16 protein-coding genes, 1 tRNA gene and 1 pseudogene are annotated in these 15,391 nt (G+C 73.2%); 12 read left to right on the forward strand and 6 right to left on the reverse strand.

From position 1 onward, the window contains the following. Positions 1–40: 40 nt before the first annotated feature. The gene (locus ABT092_RS12180; RefSeq protein ID WP_351242678.1) at positions 41–1,024 is read left to right on the forward strand and encodes an aldo/keto reductase; all 984 of its coding nucleotides are present in this window, start codon (positions 41–43) and stop codon (positions 1,022–1,024) included. Then, positions 1,009–3,219: a helix-hairpin-helix domain-containing protein gene (locus ABT092_RS12185; RefSeq protein ID WP_502968431.1), complete on the forward strand. Its 2,211-nt coding sequence runs from the start codon at positions 1,009–1,011 to the stop codon at positions 3,217–3,219. The genes ABT092_RS12180 and ABT092_RS12185 overlap by 16 nt, the downstream gene beginning before the upstream one ends. A 61-nt stretch (positions 3,220–3,280) precedes the next feature. Here ABT092_RS12185 and ABT092_RS12190 read toward each other — a convergent pair whose 3' ends face one another. Next, complete coding sequence (locus tag ABT092_RS12190; protein ID WP_351242682.1) at positions 3,281–3,967, reverse strand: hypothetical protein; 687 nt, start codon at positions 3,965–3,967, stop codon at positions 3,281–3,283. A gap of 48 nt (positions 3,968–4,015) precedes the next feature. Between ABT092_RS12190 and ABT092_RS12195 the strand changes: the two genes are divergently transcribed. Beyond that, on the forward strand, positions 4,016–4,204 hold the full coding sequence (locus ABT092_RS12195) for a DUF5703 family protein (RefSeq protein WP_351242684.1): 189 nt from the start codon (positions 4,016–4,018) through the stop codon (positions 4,202–4,204). Between the two features lie 280 nt (positions 4,205–4,484). Here ABT092_RS12195 and chpH read toward each other — a convergent pair whose 3' ends face one another. Next, on the reverse strand, positions 4,485–4,718 hold the full coding sequence (gene chpH, locus ABT092_RS12200) for a chaplin ChpH (protein WP_351242686.1): 234 nt from the start codon (positions 4,716–4,718) through the stop codon (positions 4,485–4,487). A 152-nt stretch (positions 4,719–4,870) separates the two neighbouring features. Next, positions 4,871–6,205 (reverse strand): M20/M25/M40 family metallo-hydrolase, encoded by a 1,335-nt coding sequence (locus tag ABT092_RS12205; protein WP_351242688.1) that lies wholly within the window; start codon positions 6,203–6,205, stop codon positions 4,871–4,873. A gap of 208 nt (positions 6,206–6,413) precedes the next feature. On the opposite strand from ABT092_RS12205, the gene ABT092_RS12210 reads away from it, so the two are divergent. The 4 genes and pseudogenes from ABT092_RS12210 (at position 6,414) to ABT092_RS12225 (ending at position 7,701) form a co-directional block, all read left to right on the forward strand. Continuing rightward, a tRNA-Leu gene (locus ABT092_RS12210) sits at positions 6,414–6,501 on the forward strand. A 171-nt stretch (positions 6,502–6,672) separates the two neighbouring features. After that, positions 6,673–6,892 (forward strand): annotated as a pseudogene (locus ABT092_RS12215) (hypothetical protein). Then, positions 6,855–7,196 carry a hypothetical protein gene (locus ABT092_RS12220; protein ID WP_351242690.1) on the forward strand — a complete coding sequence of 114 codons (342 nt, stop codon included), beginning with the start codon at positions 6,855–6,857 and terminating at the stop codon, positions 7,194–7,196. The pseudogene ABT092_RS12215 and the gene ABT092_RS12220 overlap by 38 nt, the downstream one beginning before the upstream one ends. Positions 7,197–7,230: 34 nt before the next feature. Then, positions 7,231–7,701, forward strand: a complete 471-nt coding sequence (locus tag ABT092_RS12225) for a YchJ family protein (RefSeq protein ID WP_351242692.1) — start codon at positions 7,231–7,233, stop codon at positions 7,699–7,701. An 8-nt stretch (positions 7,702–7,709) separates the two neighbouring features. Here ABT092_RS12225 and ABT092_RS12230 read toward each other — a convergent pair whose 3' ends face one another. Next, positions 7,710–8,411, reverse strand: coding sequence for a FadR/GntR family transcriptional regulator (locus ABT092_RS12230; RefSeq protein ID WP_351242694.1), 702 nt, complete (start codon positions 8,409–8,411; stop codon positions 7,710–7,712). Positions 8,412–8,672: 261 nt separating this feature from the next. On the opposite strand from ABT092_RS12230, the gene ABT092_RS12235 reads away from it, so the two are divergent. Together ABT092_RS12235 and ABT092_RS12240 are read left to right on the forward strand one after the other, a co-directional pair. Then, a complete protein-coding gene (locus tag ABT092_RS12235; RefSeq protein WP_351242837.1) occupies positions 8,673–9,185 on the forward strand; it encodes a gluconokinase in 513 nt (170 codons plus the stop codon). A gap of 85 nt (positions 9,186–9,270) precedes the next feature. Beyond that, positions 9,271–10,668, forward strand: a complete 1,398-nt coding sequence (locus ABT092_RS12240; RefSeq protein WP_351242696.1) for a GntT/GntP/DsdX family permease — start codon at positions 9,271–9,273, stop codon at positions 10,666–10,668. 61 nt (positions 10,669–10,729) lie between these two features. On the opposite strand, the gene ABT092_RS12245 is transcribed toward ABT092_RS12240, so the two are convergent. Continuing rightward, a complete protein-coding gene (locus ABT092_RS12245) occupies positions 10,730–12,313 on the reverse strand; it encodes an APC family permease (RefSeq protein ID WP_351242698.1) in 1,584 nt (527 codons plus the stop codon). Positions 12,314–12,787: 474 nt separating this feature from the next. After that, a complete protein-coding gene (locus tag ABT092_RS12250; RefSeq protein WP_351242700.1) occupies positions 12,788–13,738 on the reverse strand; it encodes a hypothetical protein in 951 nt (316 codons plus the stop codon). Positions 13,739–14,133: 395 nt separating this feature from the next. On the opposite strand from ABT092_RS12250, the gene ABT092_RS12255 reads away from it, so the two are divergent. The 3 genes from ABT092_RS12255 to ABT092_RS12265 are packed head-to-tail and all read left to right on the forward strand — an operon-like array spanning position 14,134 to position 15,385. Further along, positions 14,134–14,670, forward strand: a complete 537-nt coding sequence (locus ABT092_RS12255; protein WP_351242702.1) for an NUDIX hydrolase — start codon at positions 14,134–14,136, stop codon at positions 14,668–14,670. Continuing rightward, positions 14,667–15,074 carry a YidH family protein gene (locus ABT092_RS12260; protein ID WP_351242704.1) on the forward strand — a complete coding sequence of 136 codons (408 nt, stop codon included), beginning with the start codon at positions 14,667–14,669 and terminating at the stop codon, positions 15,072–15,074. Before ABT092_RS12255 ends, ABT092_RS12260 begins: the two co-directional genes overlap by 4 nt. Beyond that, on the forward strand, positions 15,071–15,385 hold the full coding sequence (locus ABT092_RS12265; protein ID WP_351242706.1) for a DUF202 domain-containing protein: 315 nt from the start codon (positions 15,071–15,073) through the stop codon (positions 15,383–15,385). Before ABT092_RS12260 ends, ABT092_RS12265 begins: the two co-directional genes overlap by 4 nt. Positions 15,386–15,391 lie beyond the last annotated feature (6 nt).

Genomic DNA, 15,391 nt, shown 5'->3' on the forward strand with positions numbered 1-15,391 from the left:
CTGGGCGACCGTGGACGTCCGGCGAGTAATGTCCACGCCCATGGAGCAGAGGTATCTCGGCCGTACCGGCCTGCGCGTGTCCCGCATCGGGCTCGGCACCCTGACCTGGGGCCGCGACACCGACGAGGGAGATGCCGCCGACCTGTTGAAGACCTTCTGGGAGGCGGGCGGCACCCTGGTCGACACCGCGGACGTGTACGGCGGCGGGGAGGCCGAGTACCTGCTCGGACGGCTGATAGACCACCTGGTGCCGCGCCGGGACCTGGTGATCGCGACCAAGGCGGGCAGCGTCCTCGACCCGGACCGGCGCTTCGACGGCTCCCGCGGGCACCTGCTGAGCGCGCTGGACGCCTCGCTGGCCCGCCTCGGCACCGACCACGTGGACCTGTGGCAACTGCACGCCTTCGACCCGACCACCCCGTTGGAGGAGACGCTCCAGGCCGTCGACATCGCCGTGAGCAGCGGTCGCGCCCGCTACGCGGGGGTGTCCAACTTCTGCGGCTGGCAACTCGCCAAGGCCGCCACCTGGCAGCTCGCCGCACCCGGCGCCCGGGCCCGACTGGCCAGCACGCAGATGGAGTACTCCCTGCTCCAACGCGGGGTCGAGCGCGAGGTGCTGCCCGCCGCCGTGGACCTCGGGCTGGGGCTGCTGCCCTCCTCCCCCCTCGGCCGCGGCGTCCTGACCGGCAAGTACCGGCGTGCGACTCCCCCGGACTCGCGGGGCGCCTCCGCCCATCTGTTGCCGTTCGTGGAGCCCTACCTGGACGAGGAGGCCGGCCGGATCGTCGACGCGCTGGTGACCGCGGCGGACGGCCTCGCCGTCACCCCGCTCCAGGTCGCCCTGGCCTGGGTGCGGGACCGCCCCGGAGTGACCGCCCCGGTCATCGGCCCGCGCAACGCGCAGCAGCTCGACGCCGCCCTGTCAGTGGAGACGCTTAGTCTTCCCGACGAGATCTGCCGGGCCCTCGACGACGTGTCGGCGCCCGTCCACCGCTACCCCGACCAGGACTGGAGCACGTTGTGAGCACGCACGCCGAGGCCGAGGGCTCCAGCGCGCAGGACGCCCCGACGCCCGCCGACGACGACGCTCCGACCGCGCCCGACAGCACCGCGGAGGAGGACCCCCCCGCGGACCGGACGACGGACGGCGGGGAGGCCGCCGGGTCAGCGACCGCCGAGGGGTCGGACGAGGGGTCGGAGGCCGCGGCCGAGATCGCGGCCCAGCGGGAGGTGCGGGAACGCATCGAGCGGCGCAAGGCCGAGAAGGACGGCCCCGTCGACAGCGGCGCCAAGCTCAGCGGTACCGCTGCCGAGTTGCTCGCCGCCGTCCGGGCGGTGGAGAGCGGCGAACGCCCGGCCAGGAGCTTCACCCCGCCCACCCCGCCCCCGCCGGCCCCCGAACCCGCCGCCCCGTCCCGCACGGGCCCGGCGGCAGCGCCCGCCGAGGCCGCCGGGCCGCCCGCCGCGGTGGTGGACGAGGTGCGCGCCGTGCTGGCAGCGGGCGGTGCTCCGCAGTCCCTGGCCGCACCGGTCGCCGCGGACCTGGGCGAGGACGCCGCGGACCGGCTGCGCGAGGACCCGTGGCACCTGCTCCGGGTGCCGGGGGTGCTCCCCGAACAGGCGGACGGATTCGCGCGGACCCTGCTGGGCCCCGACTGCCGCCCGGACGACGCCCGTCGGGGTCGCGCCCTCACGGTCTGGCTGCTGGAGCGGGCGGCCCTCGCGGGACACACCGCGCTGGAGGTCCCCGCCCTGCGGACGGCCCTCGCCGGACGGTCCGTGCCGGAGCCCGACGAGGCCCTCCAGAGCGCCGTCGCCGAAGGCGAGGTCCTGGTGTTCCAGGACGCCCTGGAGCCCGCCGGCACGGACGGCTCCGGGGGGACCGGACCCGGCGCCGCCGACGGCGGGGCCGAGGCGGAGCGACCGGTACGGGTGCTGGTCGGGCTGGAGCGGCTCGCCCTGGCCGAGGAGAGCCTCGCGGACGGCCTCGCCCGGCTGCTGAACGCCCCGGCCCAGAGCGGCTCGCCCGCGCAGCCGGAGACGGGTGGGCCGGCGGCCGAACTGCTCGCGGCCACGGCCGCCGGCGCCCTGGTGCTGCACACCGGCGGCGAGGCCGCCCGCACCGAACTCGCCGCCCTCGTCACCGCGGCGCTGGCGACGGGCCGGCGGGTGGTGGCCGCCGCGCACACGGCGGACGGCCGGGACCGGTTCGCCGCCCTGCTGGCCGCGCCGGACGGCACGGTTCCCGAGGGCGTGGCGGTGACGGTCCCGGGGCTCCTGTCGGCAGCCGAGGGACCGGGGCGGGACGCCGAAGGGGCGCTCGCCGCCGACCTGCTCGTGGTGCTCGACGCCCCCCACCTCGACGTGGAGGGCGCGGCGCTGCTGGTCGAGCTCCTGGCCGACGGGGCCCGACTGGTGCTCGGCGGCGACCCGGCGACCCTGTGGTCGGTCGGCCCCGGCCGGGTCTTCGCGGACCTGCTCGCCTCCCGCACCTGCCCGCACGTCGCCTCGCGCACCCCGGACCCGGGCCCGCTCGGCGAGTTGACCAGCGGCATCGCCTTCGGCGAGCTCACCCGGGTGGAGGCCCCGGGCAAGGAGGTCGTGATCGTTCCGGTGCAGGACCCGGCGGAAGCGGTCCACCGCGCCGTCCAACTGGTCGTCGACTCGGTGCCGCGGGCCCTCGGCATCCCGTCCGAGCAGACCCGGGTGATCACCCCCGGCCACGGAGGAGGAGCGGGCACCCGGGCGCTGAACGCCGCCCTCAAGGAACGGCTCAACCCCGGCCCCGGCCGCTTCGGCGGCTTCGATCCGGGTGATTGCGTCGTGTGGTCCCCCGCCCCGGGACGGACGGTGCCGGGCCTGGTGGCCGGGGCCGACGCCGAGGGCCTGCGCTTGACGAGCACCGAAGGCCCGGTGCTCGTCCCCCGGGAGCACGTCGAGCGGACCGTGCGGCACGGGTGGGCGCTGACCGCGCACCAGGCCGCCGGACACCGCTGGCCGGCCGTGGTGGTGGTCCTGCCCCCGGACGCCGCCGGGGCCCTGGACCGCGCCTGGGTGTACACCGCGTTCAGCCGCGGCGAACGGCACCTCTCCGTGGTCCACGGCGTGGAACAGGCGCTGTCGCAGGCGGTGGCGGCGGGCGCGCCGCGCCCGCGCACCACACGGCTGCCGCTGCTGCTCCGCGGCCAGGGTCCGGCCGCCTCCGCCGAGGTGGGGTGACGGGGTCGGTTCGACGGTGCGGCCCGCTCCCCCGCCGGGGCGAGCGGGCCGTGCTGCGCGGTCAGCGGTGCCCGGCACCGCCTTCGTCGGCGTCCTCGACGACTCCCTCGTCGTCCTCGTCACCGCCGGTGAGGTACTCGTCGTCGTCGAAGACGGAGCTGACGTCGAAGCGGCAGACCACCCGCTGGGGGTCGGTCTGGTCGAAGGGCGCCTCCAGCCACTCCCCCGGGTCGGCGGGTTCCTCCGCGGCCGTCACCCAGAGGGTGGAGTCGCCCTCCTCCAGCCCGAACTCCTTGTGCCGGGAGGCGATCTCGTCCGGTTCGAACTCGCCGAAGAGGACGCCGAGCGCGCCGTGCACCGTACGGCCCGGCGAGTCGGCGAGGGGCGTGCCGTCCGCCTCGGCCGCCTCGACCCGTTGGGCCTGGGCCATCAGGCGCTGCGGTTCCACCACCGCGTAGTCACGGCGGATCAGCACGCTGAGCGCGTTCGGCTCCTCGGGCCCCACGTACGGCGGAAGGGCGTCCTCCGCACCGGGGATCTCGAAGGGGGTGACCTCGTCGTAGCGGTCGTAGAGGAGTTCGTCGTACTCCTCGGCCGCCACCGCCAGCTCGTTGAACGCTTCGTAGACGGCCGGGTCGTCCTCCCCCGACCTGCTCTCGACCGCCGCAAGGTGACGGTCCAGAGCGGCCTTCACCGCCTCGGCGGCGGCGCGTACCTCGGCAACCGTGGGCTGCGCAGCATCAGACATAGTGCAGACGCTATCCGTACCGGGCCGGTGCCCGCACAATAGATGGCGATGCCGGAATACGAATTCGTCGACGTGTACGTGCCGCGCGGGGTGACCCGCAAGGACACCACCCGCCTCCTGACCGACCACGCAGAGTACGGACACTGGGAGTTGGAGCGGCTCCGCCTCAATCCCGACGGCAGTCGCCGCGTGCGGCTGCGGCGGCGCATCATCCGCCAGTTGCGCGCCACCTGGTGACGTCCCGTCGCCCGGGTGGCGCGGCCCACGGGAGTCCGTCCCGGTGACGCTCGGTCGCGTTCCCCGGGCCCCGACCCAGCCCCGGGCCCCGTCCGCCCGTTTCCCTCGCGGCCGTGCGGAACGACCGTTTGTGGCGGTCCGGTGGCCGAAAGGCGTGGTGGCGGTCCGGGTTGCGCCGGGCGGGTGGGCGGAAGCGGAAGGAAGCAGGACCGACGACGGCCCCGGAGCGCGGGCGTCGCGCTCCGGGGCCGGTACCTCAGCGCCTGGGAAGGGCGTGGCGTCAGCCGTTGATGCAGGTGTTGCCGAACGCGGGGTTCAGCAGCCCGATCACGTTCACGGTGTTGCCGCAGACGTTGATCGGCACGTGGACGGGCACCTGGACGACGTTGCCGGACAGCACGCCGGGCGACCCCACGGCAGCGCCCTGGGCACCGGCGTCGGCGGTGGCCAGACCGGCGCCGGCCAGCACCAGGCCACCGGTGGCGGCCGCAACGGCGACGACCTTCTTGATCATGGTTCCTCCTCGGTTGGGCAGTGCGGCCCCGACTTCGGGTCGCATGACCAGTAACGAGGGGGAGGCAATCGAGCTACGAGCGTATCTTCGCATTCACCCGTTCTCAGTCGCCCTCGTACGTCGTGTTCGAATCCGGTGACCGGGACGGGCGTTCAGGACGCGTCGATGAACCGGTCGAGCACCCGCACGCCGAAGCGGAGGCCGTCCACCGGAACCCGCTCGTCCACCCCGTGGAACATGCCCGCGAAGTCCAGCTCCGGGGGGAGCTTCAGCGGGGCGAAGCCGAAGCAGCGGATGCCCAGGTCGTCGAAGGACTTGGCGTCGGTGCCCCCGGAGAGCATGTACGGGACGGCCCGGGCGATGGGGTCCTCGGCGCGCAGCGCGGTCTGCATGGCGTCCACCAGGTCGCCGTCGAAGCTGGTCTCCAGCGCCTTGTCCCCGTGCACGTCCTCCCTGCGCACCCGCGGGCCCAGGATGCGGTCCAGGTCGGCCAGGAACTCCTCCTCGTACCCCGGCAGGAACCGTCCGTCGACGTGCGCGGTCGCCTCGCCGGGGATGACGTTCACCTTGTACCCGGCGCCGAGCATGGTGGGCGCGGCCGAGTTGCGCAGGGTCGCGCCGACCATCTTGGCGATGCCGCCGAGCTTGGCGAGGGTGGCCTCCATGTCCTCGGGGTCCAACGGGGTGCCGAGCGCGTCGGACAGTTCGTCGAGGAAGGAGCGCACCGTCTTGGTGACCCGGACCGGCCACTGGTGGCGGCCGAGCCGGCCGACCGCCTCGCACAGTTCCGTGATGGCGTTGTCGTCGTTGGTCATGGAGCCGTGGCCCGCCGTGCCCTCGACGGTGAGCCGCATCCAGTGCATGCCCTTCTGCGCGGTCTCCACCAAGTACAGCCGGAGCTTCTCGTTGACCGTGAAGGAGAATCCGCCGACCTCGCCGATGGCCTCGGTGACCCCTTCGAAGAGTTCGGGGTGCCGGTCGACCAGGTACCGGGCGCCGTACGTGCCGCCCGCCTCCTCGTCCGCCAGGAAGGCCAGCACGATGTCCCGGGGCGGCTTGCGCCCGCTGCGCAGTCGGTCGCGGACCACCGCCAGGGTCATCGCGTCCATGTCCTTCATGTCGACGGCGCCCCGGCCCCACACGCACCCGTCGGCGATCTCGCCGGAGAAGGGGTCGTGCGTCCAGTCGGCCGCGTTCGCCGGCACCACGTCGGTGTGCCCGTGGATCAGCAACGCCGGACGGGACGGGTCCTCGCCCTCGATGCGGGCGACGGTGGACGCCCGCCCCGGATGGGACTCGAAGATCCGGGGCTCCAGCCCCACCTCGGCGAGCTTCTCGGCGACGTACTCGGCGGCCCTGCGCTCGCCGGGGCCCGAGTGGTCGCCGTAGTTGCTCGTGTCGATCCGGATGAGGTCGCGACAGAGGTCGACGACCTCGTCCTCCCCGGTCAGGGCTCGGGGTCCGGCGGTCCCGTTCGGCTCGCTCACGACGTTCCTCCCACGGTCGCTGCCTGCGGTTGCGTCCCCCATCCTCCCCCGGCACCCGGGCGCCGCCCAAGGGCGGCCCCCGCCCGACACGCGCCGTTCACGCGCGCTCCCCACGAGCCCGCACGGGGCGGGCGACGGGCGTGATCGACGGTGCCGAATCTTTGCTATGGTTTCCCACGTCGCCGCGGGAAACCGCGACAGACCACCGGTCCGGGTGGCGGAATGGCAGACGCGCTAGCTTGAGGTGCTAGTGCCCTTTATCGGGCGTGGGGGTTCAAGTCCCCCCTCGGACACCAGCGAAGACCCCAGTCGATCTGGGGTCTTCTTCGTTGTGCGGGTTGCCTCCCGACCCGCACCGGCGACGTACGGACGGCGCTCGGCGCCGGATGCACGCTCGCTCGATCGGATGAGTCGCGCCCCGAACGTCTCCGCGTCCGGCCGGGTGACGGTAGGACGGCCCGACGGGGATCGGAGACCGTCACCAGAAGAAGGACGTCGAGGCGGCGCTGAAGCGTGCGGAAGCAGCCGGGCTCAAGGTGACCCACGACAAGAATCGACACCGGAGGGGCTGGGTGGTGTGCTGCCCCTGCAACGATGCTCACGTGGTGTTCTGCACCCCCCCAGAACGCGGGAACGGAGGCGAAGAAGATTGACTCCTTCATCAAACGGCACCAGGGCCACGCGTGATTGGTCCTTCACCCTGCATCTCCAGGAGAAGCTGACGCCGGAGCAAGCGGACACGGTCGACGGACTCGACGGCTTCTGCGACGGCCGCATCAGCCGCGTGGAGAGTCCGGGGCGCACCCGGTTCAGTTGTCTCTTCGAGGCCGAGACCCTGACCGCAGCCGTCGCGGACGCGCTCAGCCGTTTCGAGGACTTCCCCGGTGTGCTCGTCCGCAGCGTGGAACTGGATGCGATCGCCCTGGACGGGAACGGGATGGCGACCCCGGCCGTGGTTCCCGCGCCGCCGCCGCTCACCGGCGCCCCCTGAGGCGGCGCCGCAGCCGCCCGGCACAATGGCGGTCATGGCCCGACGCACGCACCGCACCGCCCGCCCGTCCCGTTCCCCTCAGGCGCGCCGGACGGCCGCCGTCCCGGTGGGCTGCCCGTGCGGGTCGGGGGCGGGGTACGCCGGGTGCTGCGGGCGGCTCCACCGGGGGGAGGCGTCCGCGCCGACCGCCGAGGCGTTGATGCGGTCGCGGTACGCGGCGTACGCGGTGGGGGACGCCGGCCATCTGCTGCGGACCTGGGACCCGGCGACCCGGCCGGCGGTGCTGGACCTCGACGACGGGCCGCGCTGGACGGGTCTGGAGATCCTCGACACCACGGAGGGCTCGGCGTTCCACCAGCGGGGGACCGTGACCTTCCGGGCCTCGTACGCCGAGGCGGGACGGCCCGGGGTGCTGGTCGAGCGCAGCACCTTCCGGCGGGTGGACGGCGCCTGGGTGTACGTGGACGGGACCTTCCCCGAGGACGCGGGCGACGGGGGTCGGTGACGGGGCGGTCAGGGCACCAGGACGTCGAGTTCCTTGAGCGCCCCGACGGCGATCTGCCGGGTCAGTTCCTCCGCCCGGACCGCGTCGGAGGTGCGGACGGCCTCGGCGACCTGGACGTGCAGGGTGACCGCCGCGGGGTCCGGGTCCTCGAACATGACCTGGTGGTGGGTGCGGCCGGTGAGGACCTCGGCGACCACGTCGCCGAGGCGGGCGAACATCTCGTTGCCGGACGCGTTGAGGATCACGCGGTGGAAGGCGATGTCGTGGACGAGGTACGCCTCCAGTTGCCGGCCCCGGGAGGTGGCGACCATGCCGAGGGCGCAGTCGGTCAGCTCCGCGCACTGCTCGGGGGTCGCGTGGAGCGCGGCGAGCCCCGCGGCGACCGGCTCCACGGCGGACCTCAGGACGGTGAGGGAACGGAGCTGGCGGGGCCGGTCGGCGCCGGCGAGCCGCCAGCGGATGACCTGCGGGTCGTAGACGTTCCACTCCGCGAGGGGCCGGACGGTCACCCCGACCCGGCGTCGTGACTCCACCAGGCGCATCGACTCCAGGACCCGCACCGCCTCCCGCATCACCGAGCGGGACACTTCGAAGCGCCCGGCCAGTTCCTCGGTGCGCAGCACGCTGCCCGGCGGGTACTCGCCCGCGGTGATCGCCGGGCCGAGGGTGTCGAGGACGTGCGCGTGCAGGCCGCGGCCCGATGAGGTCATGGCCCTCAGCCTACGAGTTGCCGAACCCCACCTCGAACTCGAAAAGTCAGACTTTTACATCACAGAGACTTGAATTCATCTGACCTAATGGGTTTCAGTGGCGTCCGGTGTCGTGACGTCCGAGGTCTCGGCACCGCCCTGACGGCGTCCCGCATCCCGGGGCGCCGAGCCGACGGGGCGCCCCGCAGCGGGACGCGCCCCCGGACCCGAGGACTCCAGAACGTGACGAAGACACCTCCGACGCCCCATGTCATCGTGGTCATGGGTGTGGCGGGGACCGGCAAGACGACGATCGGTCCGCTGCTCGCGGAGCGGCTCGGTGTTCCCTACGCCGAGGGCGACGACTTCCACCCGGCCGCCAACATCGCCAAGATGACCGCGGGCACCCCGCTCACCGACGAGGACCGTTGGCCCTGGCTGGACGCCATCGGCGCGTGGGCGCACGAACGCGGCGGGCTCGGCGGTGTGGTCAGCAGTTCCGCATTGAAGCGGAGCTATCGCGACCGGTTGCGGGCCGCCGCGCCGGGGCTGGTCTTCCTGCACCTGACGGGGGACCGGACCCTCATCGAGGAGCGGATGTCCCACCGTCAGGGGCACTTCATGCCGACCGCCCTGTTGGACTCCCAGTTCGCGACCCTGCAACCGCTCCAGCCGGACGAGGCGGGCGTGTCCGTCGACGTGGCGGGCGGCCCCGAGGAGATCGCCGACCGGGCCGCCCGGGCGCTCGCCGCATCGGACGGCGCCCGCTCCGCGGACCCGGCGCCCACCGGCTGAACCCACCCCGCCACAACCCCCCACGACCCGTCCCCCGTCGCACCCCGTACGTCCCGTACGACCTAGTCCCCCAAGGAAACCGACCGTGACCAGACTCAGCGTCGAGATGCTGGCAGCGGGTACCGCCGAGCCGATCACCTCCGCGGGCCACGCCCAGCTCGGGATCGCCGTGCTCGCCGGCATCGCCGTCATCGTCCTGCTCATCACCAAGTTCAAGGTCCATGCGTTCCTCTCGCTGACCATCGGCTCGCTCGCCCTCGGCGCCTTCGCCGGGGCGCCGTTGGACAAGGTGATCCCGAGCTTCACCACCGGTCTGGGCAGCACGGTCGCCGGCGTCGGCGTGCTGATCGCGCTGGGCGCGATCCTCGGCAAGCTGCTCGCGGACTCCGGCGGCGCCGACCAGATCGTGGACACGATCCTGGCCAGGGCCGGTGGCCGGGCCATGCCCTGGGCCATGGTGCTGATCGCCTCGGTGATCGGTCTGCCGCTGTTCTTCGAGGTCGGCATCGTGCTGCTGATACCCGTGGTGCTGATGGTCGCCAAGCGCGGCAACTACTCCCTGATGCGGATCGGCATCCCCGCGCTGGCCGGTCTCTCCGTCATGCACGGGCTGATCCCGCCGCACCCCGGCCCGCTGGTCGCCATCGACGCCGTCCAGGCCAACCTGGGGTTGACCCTGGCGCTCGGCGTCCTGGTCTCCATTCCCACCGTGATCATCGCGGGTCCGGTGTTCGCCCGGTACGCCGCCCGTTGGGTGGACGTCCCGGTGCCCGAGGACATGATCCCGGCGCGGCCCTCCGAGGAGTTGGAGAAGCGTCCCGGCTTCGGGGCCACCGTGTTCACCGTGCTGCTGCCGGTGGTGCTGATGCTCGGCAGCGCACTGGTCGAGATCGTCGTGGACGACCCCACCAACACGGTGCAGCGGGTGTTCGACGTGATCGGCTCGCCGCTGATGGCGCTGCTCGCGGCGGTCATCGTCGGCATGTTCACGCTGGGCCGGGCCGCCGGCTTCACCAAGGGCCGGCTGTCGACGACCGTCGAGAAGTCCCTGGGCCCGATCGCCGGCGTGCTGCTGATCGTCGGAGCCGGTGGCGGTTTCAAGCAGACGCTGATCGACTCCGGGGTGGGCCAGATGGTCCTGGAGATCTCCGAGGACTGGTCGATCCCGGCGCTGCTGCTCGCCTGGCTGATCGCGGTGGTGATCCGGCTCGCCACCGGTTCGGCCACGGTGGCGACGGTGTCCGCCGCGGGTCTGGTCGCCCCGCTGGCCGCGGACATGTCCAGCACCCACCTGGCGCTGCTGGTGCTGGCGATCGGGGCGGGCTCCCTCTTCTTCAGCCATGTGAACGACGCCGGGTTCTGGCTGGTGAAGGAGTACTTCGGCATGAACGTGGGCCAGACGATCAAGACCTGGTCCTTGATGGAGACGGTGATCTCGGTGGTCGCGGGTGCCGTGGTCCTGCTGTTGTCCCTGGTGATCTAGCTCCTGCCCCCTTCACCGCGCGGGGCGGTCCGTCGCAGGACGGACCGCCCCGTCGGCGTGCCTACCGCGGGTCGGGCGCGCCCTCGGCGGCCTTCTCCAGCTGGAACGCCTCGTTGCCGAGGCCGATGCGCGCGTGCGCCTCGGGGTTGCGGGCCTTGAGCACCGCGCCCACGACCAGCCCGACCGCACCGGCGAGGACGATGATCCCGGGCAGGGCCCAGCGCAGCAGCGATTCCGAGTCGGCCCCGACCAGGACGTGGAAGTCCTTGACCGTGTAGACCGCGATCACCAGCAGGGCGACGCCCGCGATCCCGGAGGCGATCAGCCGCCACAGCTGGGCGCGGACCGCACCCCGGCGGGCGAAGAAGACGATCACCGCGAGGGAGGCGGTGGTCATCAGCAGCGTGACGCCGAAGGCGCCGATGTTGCCCATCCAGGTGAACAGACGCAGGATCGGCGCTGTGGGGTCGCCGATCGGCTTGTCGTCGGTCACCGCGAAGAGCAGCAGCACGACCAGGGTGACGCCGCTCTGGAGGAGGGCGCCGGTGCCCGGGGCGCCGCTGGCGCGGTTGGTGCGGCCGAAGGCGGCGGGCAGCAGCCCTTCGCGCCCCATGGCGAAGGCGTAGCGGGACACCACGTTGTGGAAGCTGAGCGTCGCGGCGAACACGCCGGTCACCAGCAGCACGTGCATGAGGTCCGCGAAGGTCTCCCCCAGTCGGCTCTCGGTCAGGTGGAACAGCAGCCCCGCGGAGTGCTCCTGCGCGGCCGGGACGATGCCGTCGGGGCCGGCGGCGACGGTCAGCGCCCAGGAGCTGAAGGCGAAGAACAGGGCGACGAAGCTGACCGCCAGGAGCATCACCCGGGCGACGACGACCTGGGGACGGCTGGTCTCCTCGGCGTACACGGGCGCCTGCTCGAAGCCGGTGAAGGCCGCGATGCAGAAGCACAGCGCGGTGCCGATGCCCGCCCCGGTCAGGATGTCGGGGTTGAACGCCTCCAGGGACACGCCCTGCTTGGAGGGCTCGCTGAGGGCGGCGACGTCGAAGATCACGACGAGGGCCACCTCGATGAGCAGCAGGACGCCCAGGACCCGGGCGTTGACGTCGATCTTCATCAGGGCGAGGAAACCGACGAGCAGGGCGCAGGCCAGGGACGGGATCCACCAGGCCAGGTCGACGTCGAAGTGCTCGTTGACCAGCAGGGTGACCTCGAAGCCGAAGAGGCCGTAGAGACCGACCTGGAGGGCGCTGTAGGCGACCAGGGCCACCAGGGCGGCGCCCGCGCCGGCGGTCCCGCCCAGTCCACGGGAGATGTACGCGTAGAAGGCGCCCGCGTTGTGCACGTGGCGGCTCATCTCGGCGTATCCGAACGAGAAGAGGATCAGGACGACGCCCAACAGGACGAAGAGCAGGGGCTGTCCGACGATGCCCATGACGCCGAAGGTGGTCGGCATGACGCCGGCGACCACCATGAGCGGCCCGGTCGCCGCCAGCACGGACAGCAGGAGTCCGGCCGTGCCCAGTCGGTCGGCGCGCAGTGCGCGGTCGTGGCCCTTGAAGGTGTTGATCCCACCGGACGTGCCGTCGGTGGTGCCGGCAGGTCCGGCGGATCTGGATTCACTCGGATGCGAACTGCCCGTCGTCATCGCGGGGTCGGTCCTTTCACGTCAAACTTCGAAACCTGGTGCGGGCCTTGCTGGTGTGGCTCGGGCGCAGACCGTGTTCCGCCGTTCCGCCGTGACGTGCGGGCGAACCCGGCAGGGTGCGCGTCCCGAGCCAAGGACACCGTACGCATGTACGGTGCACTGACGTTCGGCCCGGGGGTGCGGTGGTGCCGTCGTGCGGGTGGTGCGGTGGTGCGACGACACCTCGGTGGTGCCGGTGGTGCGGATGGTGCCTCCGCGCCGACCGCCGTCGGAGCGGCGGATGGTGCCTCCGCGCCGACCGCTGTCGGAGCGGCGGATGGTGCCTCCGCGCCGACCGCTGTCGGAGCGGCGGATGGTGCCTCCGCGCCGACCGCCGTCGGAGCGGCGGATGGTGCCTCCGCGCCGACCGCCGTCGGAGCGGCGGATGGTGCCTCCGCGCCGACCGCCGTCGGAGCGCGGGAGTATGACGGTTCGTCAGGTCGTGCCGAGGGCCGCGCCGCGCGCTTCCCGGAACGCCTCGAACGGATCCCGGTCCGGGTAGGACCAGGGGTCGGGGGTGACGTGGTTGCCGATGCGGTGGAAGAGGGCGGCCGCCTCGGCCCCCCGACCTCCGCAATACTTGGCGTGCGCCAGGAAGTTGAGGTCGACGCGGTTGCGGGGGTGGTCCTCCCGCTCCCACTCCAACCACCAGTCGAAGGCGGCCTTCATCACCTGGCGCGCACGGCGCCCGACCCAGTGCCCGGAGGAGAGCGGGTCGACGGGCTCGGTCCCGGCCGCGGCGAGGACGCGGTAGCGCTCGGCGTGCGCGACCACCGGTAGGATCGCCAACGGGGAGTCGGACGGGGCCTGTTCGGCGGCCCAGGACGCGAAGTCGTAGACCTCGTGCATGGGATCCTGACCGGCGTTCGCACGCCGCTCGGCGAGTCGGGCGATCATCAGGTGATGGGCGTGGTGGTGCTCCGGATGGCGGTGCCGGACCTCGTCGAAGAGCCGGACCACGTCGTCCTCGGTGCCCAGCGCCCGCTCCAGCATCAGCAGTCCCAGCCAGGGCGTGGGATCGTCAGGGAGGAGCCCGGCGGCGGCATGACAGGCGGCCCGCGCGGCATCGGGCCGCGCCTTGCCCCGCAGGGCCCGCTGCACGGTGGCGAGCCCGGCCAGCACGACCGCGTCGACGGACTCCGGTTCGGCGATCCGCCAGTCCTGGGCCCAGGCGAGCGTGGTGCCCTCCTGGGCGAGGACCGCGATGCGGTGCCCTCGGCGGTCCCAGTCGTCGCCGGTGTCGACCAACAGGCCACGGGCGACGGACCAACGTCCCTGTGCGAGCGCGGTGCGCGCGGCGGCGAGGGGGGCGTCGTCCAGCGCCGCGTCGAAGGCGTGCGCGGTGCGTTTGCGTGAACGGCCCAGAGGCGGTGGGGGTGGCGTCACCGCGGGACTTCCTCCCCGACACGGTCTGTTGAGCGAATGATCACGGACAGCAAACCGGTATCGAGTGCTCCACGTCAAGAGCCCACAGGTCACTTACCGGTGCCAAGTGACGTTCCGGCAGGTTGAGTTGTCCGTACTCCTCCCCTTCCGCCCGACTCGTCGAGGACGGGGCGCGGTCCCGGGAACCGTCCCGCGGTCGGTCCCGGGCGGGCCCGCGCGCGAAGTCGAGCTGGGGGGAGGCGCGAGGGGAGCGGTACCGAGGGCCGGCACGGACGCCGGTTTCCGGACCCGGTGCCCGTTCCCGTCCCCGGCGCCCTGCCGGACGCACGGCCCTTCCGGTGCGGATGGGACAGGGGGGAATCGCGGGGCCCGTGGGACGGTGATTGGATGACGGCATGGAAGACGATGACCGCCGGGCCGCGGACGAGGTGCTCGACGTCGTGGACGAGCAGGACCGGGTGGTGGGACGGGCCACCCGGGGCGAGGTGTACGCCCGCGGGCTGACGCACCGGTGCGTGTTCGTCTTCGTCCGGGATGCGCAGGACCGGGTGTTCGTCCACCGCCGCACCGCCACCAAGCTGACGTTCCCCTCGCTCCACGACATGTTCGTGGGCGGGGTGGTGGGTGCCGGGGAGAGCTATGCGCAGGCCGCGCTGCGGGAGGCCGAGGAGGAGTTGGGGGTGAGCGCGCTCCCGGACCCCGTGCCCCTGTTCACCTTCCTCTACCGGGACGACGCCGGAGGCGGCGCCTGGTGGTCCGCGGTGTACGAGGTGCGCTGGGCCGGGCCCGTGCGGCCCCAGGCGTCGGAGGTCGCCTGGCACGCCTTCCTGCCCGAGTCGGAGGTGGCGGCCCGCCTGGACAGCTGGGAGTGGGTGCCGGACGGGGTGGAGGCGTACCGACGGCTCCTGGCCCACCGGGAGACGTCGAGATGAGCGACGGGCGGGCCACCGGTGTCGGCGGAGCCGTGCGCCTCTGGTTCGCGCCCCGACGGATCGCCGAGGAGGGCGACACCCCCGACTACCGGTTCTCGCTCGCCAACGAGCGGACCTTCCTGGCCTGGCTGCGGACCGCCCTGGCCCTGATCGGCGGGGGCTTCGCCGTCGACCAGTTCCTGCCCGACCTGAACACGGGCTGGCGGATCGGGCTCGCCCTCGCACTGCTGGTGGCGGGGGTGCTGTGCGCCCTGCGGGCGGTGAACCACTGGGTGCGCTGCGAACGCGCCATGCGGCGGGGCGAGGACCTGCCGGTGTCCCGGTTCCCGGCGCTGCTGAGCCTGGCCGTGGCGGTCGTGGCCCTGGTCATGGTGGTGATCGTGCTCGGGGGCTGGGCCCGGTGACCGGGACCGTCCGCGACCCGGGGCTGCAACCCGAGCGCACCCGGCTGGCCTGGCGCCGCACCACCCTGACCGCGACGGTGGTGGTCGTCCTGGCGATGCGGTCCCTGGCCGAGGGCCGGGCGCCCGGGTTCCGGGCCGCGGCGGCCGGGCTGTGCGTGCTGGCGTGGCTGGGGTTCCTCGCCGTGGCCCACCGCAGGCTGCGGCAACTGACCGCGGGTGCGCCGCCGCCCCCGCTCCCGCCCCGGTGGGCGACCGCCACGGCGTGGTGCGCGATCGTGCTCGCCGGGTGCGCGGGCGTGGTGGTCGGCTAGGCCGTC

Source organism: Streptomyces sp. NPDC002490 (assembly GCF_040296045.1).
Classification (GTDB): Bacteria; Actinomycetota; Actinomycetes; order Streptomycetales; family Streptomycetaceae; genus Streptomyces.

Excerpts from the sequence above, each read along its gene's own strand:
- ABT092_RS12190 (WP_351242682.1), bottom strand. The coding sequence starts at position 3,967 with ATGTCTGATGCTGCGCAGCCCACGGTTGCCGAGGTACGCGCCGCCGCC.
- chpH (WP_351242686.1), bottom strand. The coding sequence starts at position 4,718 with ATGATCAAGAAGGTCGTCGCCGTTGCGGCCGCCACCGGTGGCCTGGTG.
- ABT092_RS12260 (WP_351242704.1), top strand. The coding sequence starts at position 14,667 with ATGAGCGACGGGCGGGCCACCGGTGTCGGCGGAGCCGTGCGCCTCTGG.
- ABT092_RS12230 (WP_351242694.1), bottom strand. The coding sequence starts at position 8,411 with ATGACCTCATCGGGCCGCGGCCTGCACGCGCACGTCCTCGACACCCTC.
- ABT092_RS12180 (WP_351242678.1), top strand. The coding sequence starts at position 41 with ATGGAGCAGAGGTATCTCGGCCGTACCGGCCTGCGCGTGTCCCGCATC.
- ABT092_RS12195 (WP_351242684.1), top strand. The coding sequence starts at position 4,016 with ATGCCGGAATACGAATTCGTCGACGTGTACGTGCCGCGCGGGGTGACC.
- ABT092_RS12235 (WP_351242837.1), top strand. The coding sequence starts at position 8,673 with ATGGGTGTGGCGGGGACCGGCAAGACGACGATCGGTCCGCTGCTCGCG.
- ABT092_RS12225 (WP_351242692.1), top strand. The coding sequence starts at position 7,231 with ATGGCCCGACGCACGCACCGCACCGCCCGCCCGTCCCGTTCCCCTCAG.
- ABT092_RS12255 (WP_351242702.1), top strand. The coding sequence starts at position 14,134 with ATGGAAGACGATGACCGCCGGGCCGCGGACGAGGTGCTCGACGTCGTG.
- ABT092_RS12245 (WP_351242698.1), bottom strand. The coding sequence starts at position 12,313 with ATGACGACGGGCAGTTCGCATCCGAGTGAATCCAGATCCGCCGGACCT.